This window comes from Rhizobacter sp. P2_H2 (assembly GCF_056403375.1).
Genome location: NZ_JBFUFP010000667.1, coordinates 1 through 3,077 on the forward strand (window position 1 = coordinate 1; position 3,077 = coordinate 3,077).

Below are 3,077 nucleotides of genomic sequence, written 5' to 3' on the forward strand. Positions count from 1 at the left end.
GAGCGCATGAGCGCGGCCGACTACATCGCGCTGCTGCAGGCCCGCGCAGGCTGGATCGCCCGCATGACGCCGCGCCTCGCGCCGTTCGATGCGCTGCTGAGCCCCACCGTGCCGATGGTCGCGCCCCTCGTGTCCGACCTGGCCGGCGACGACGCCTTCTTCTCGACCAACGCGCGCCTGCTGCGGAACCCGTCGGTCGTCAACATGCTCGACGGCTGCGCGCTCTCGCTGCCCTGCCACCGCACCGGCGAGATGCCGGTCGGCCTGATGGTGTGGAGCAGCGCGCTGCGCGACGACACCGTGCTCGACGTCTCGCTCGCGATCGAGCGCACGCTGTCCGACGCGGAGGCCGCCTGATGCGCGTCGCCGTGATCGGCGCCGGCATCGTCGGCGTCACGTCCGCGTACGAACTGGCCGCCGACGGCCACGACGTGACGGTGTTCGAACGCCGCGGCAGCGTGGCCGCGGAAACCAGCTTCGCGAACGCCGGCGTGATCGCGCCCGGCTACGTGACGCCGTGGGCCGCCCCGGGCATGCCGGGCAAGGTGCTGCGCCACCTGTTCAGCAAGCACTCGCCGGTGCGCGTGAACCCGACGCTCGACCTGGCGACGCTCGGCTGGATGTGGCGCTGGTGGCGCGCCAGCAGCCTGCACAGCTTCCGCGCGAACCGCTCGCGCATGCAGCGCCTCGCGCTGTTCAGCCGCGACCGCCTGCACAAGCTGACCGCCACGCTGCAGCTCGAGTACGAGCGCACCGACGGCTACCTGGTGCTGTGGCGCACGGCGCGCGACGCGGCCCATGCGCAGGCCGGCATCGCGATGCTGCACGACCTGGGCATCCGCTTCGAGACGCTCGATGCGGCGCAATGCCGGCGCGTCGAACCCGGGCTGAACCCCGACACCCCGCTGCACGGCGGCCTCTACCTGCCGAACGACGAGGTCGGCAACTGCCGCCAGTTCGCCGGGCTGATGCGCGCCGAGGCGCAGCGCCTGGGCGCGCGCTTCAACTTCCACTCCACCGTCAGCCGCATCGAACCCGGCCTGCGGCCGCAGCTCACGCACCTGCAGCTGTCGGCCGACGAATCGACGCTCGCGACACCGAGCAGCGACAGCGGCCGCCGCAGCGCGCCACCGGCGATCGCCGAACCGCAGACGCAGACCTTCGACGCGATCGTCGTCTGCGCCGCGATGGGCGCACCGCAGCTGCTGACGCCGCACGGGCTGCGCCTGCCGCTCGCGCCGGTCTACGGCTACTCGGTGACGGCGCCGCTGCGCCACCACGAGGCGCACCCCGACGTCGGCCCACGCTCGGCGCTGATGGACGAGCGGTACAAGGTCGCCGTGAGCCGCATGGGCTCACGCGTGCGGGTGGCCGGCAGCGCCGAGCTGGGCGGCTCTGCGCAGGCGATGAACAAGGGCTCGCTCGACACCTTGTACAAGGTGCTGAACGACTGGTTCCCGGGCGCGGCGCGCATGAGCCAGGCGCAGCGCTGGAAAGGCGCGCGGCCGATGCTGCCGGACGGCCCACCGGTGCTGGGCGCGAGCGGGCTGGCCGGCATCTGGCTGAACCTGGGCCATGGCTCCAGCGGCTGGGCGCTCGCCTGCGGCTCGGCACGCGTGCTGGCCGACCAGCTCGCGCAGCGCGCGCCGGCGATCGACATCGACGGCCTGGGCATCGAGCGCCTGCGGCGCTGAGTGAACGCGATGCTGCAGCGGATCCATGCCGGAACCCCTGCCTGGCCGCTGCACGGGCTGGCACGCACGCGGGAGATCGAGGCCACGGCGCTGCAGGCGGTGCCGCCGTTCATGCTGATGCAGCGCGCCGGCGATGCCGTGGCGCGCCTCGCCCGGGCGCTCGCGCCGCACACGCGGCGTGCCTGGGTGGCGATCGGGCCGGGCAACAACGGCGGCGACGGCCTGGTGGCCGCCATCGCGCTGCGCCGCACCGGCATCGAGACCTTCGTGACGCTGGCGGGCGATCCATCACGGCTGCGCGGCGACGCGAAGCAGGCCCATGCGCTGGCGCTCGCCGCAGACCTGCAGTGGGTCGAGCAGCCGCCCCTCGGTTTCGGCCGCGCCGGTGACATTGCGCTCGACGCCTTGCTCGGCATCGGYGCGAGCCGCGCCCCCGAAGGTGCGCTGGCGGCGCTGATCGACCGGCTCAACGCCCTCGCCTGCCCGGTGCTCGCGATCGACGTGCCGTCGGGCCTCGATGCCGACACCGGCCAGCCGCATGGCGATGCCTGCGTGACGGCCACGCACACGCTGTCGCTGCTGACGCTGAAGCCGGGGCTGTTCACCGGCCAGGGGCGCGACCGCTGCGGCAAGGTCTGGCTCGAAACCCTCGGCGTCGACATCGACCCCGGATCGGTCGACTCCTCACTCGGCGCCGCGCCACCCGCCGCCGGCTGGCAGCGCGCGCATGCGCAGCACAAGGGCAGCTTCGGCGACCTGGTCGTGATCGGTGGCGCACCGGGGATGGCGGGCGCCGCGCTGCTGGCCGCGCGCGCAGGGCATGCGGCCGGCGCAGGCCGCACGTACCTGAGCTGGCTCGACGAGACCGGCCCGGCACTCGACGGCGAGCACCCCGAGCTGATGATCAGGCGGGCGCTGTGGAAAGACGACCTGCTGCGCGAAGCCACCGTGGTCTGCGGCTGTGGCGGTGGGGCCGCGGTGCGTGCCGTGCTGCCACGGGTGATCGGCCAGGCTGCCCGCCTGGTACTCGATGCCGATGCACTGAACGCGATCGCCGCCGACACCGGCCTGCGGCAGTTGCTGATCGCGCGCGGCCGTGGCGGCCGGCCGGCCGTGCTGACGCCACACCCGCTGGAGGCCGCGCGGCTGCTCGGCCGCGACACCGCGAGCGTGCAGGCCGATCGACTGCGCGCTGCGCAGGCACTGGCCGACGAACTGCGGGCCGTCGTGCTGCTGAAGGGCTCGGGCAGCGTGATCGCAGCGCCGGGTGGCGCGCCGATCATCAACCCGACCGGCAACGCCGCATTGGCCACTGCCGGCACCGGCGACGTGCTGGCCGGATGGCTCGGCGGGCGCTGGTCGACGTCGCACGCGGCGTCGATC

At 73.9% G+C, this 3,077-nt stretch carries 3 protein-coding genes; all 3 read left to right on the forward strand.

The features are described 5' to 3' along the window. Positions 1-357, forward strand: a 357-nt coding sequence (locus AC1D15_RS24380) for an amidase family protein (protein WP_477828000.1), incomplete at its 5' end; no start/stop codon positions are given. Next, positions 357-1,694: an FAD-dependent oxidoreductase gene (locus tag AC1D15_RS24385; RefSeq protein ID WP_477828001.1), complete on the forward strand. Its 1,338-nt coding sequence runs from the start codon at positions 357-359 to the stop codon at positions 1,692-1,694. The genes AC1D15_RS24380 and AC1D15_RS24385, both read left to right, overlap by 1 nt. 9 nt (positions 1,695-1,703) lie before the next feature. Beyond that, the coding region (locus AC1D15_RS24390) for an NAD(P)H-hydrate dehydratase (protein WP_477828002.1) at positions 1,704-3,077 on the forward strand (1,374 nt) is incomplete at its 3' end.

Excerpts from the sequence above, each read along its gene's own strand:
- AC1D15_RS24385 (WP_477828001.1), top strand. The coding sequence starts at position 357 with ATGCGCGTCGCCGTGATCGGCGCCGGCATCGTCGGCGTCACGTCCGCG.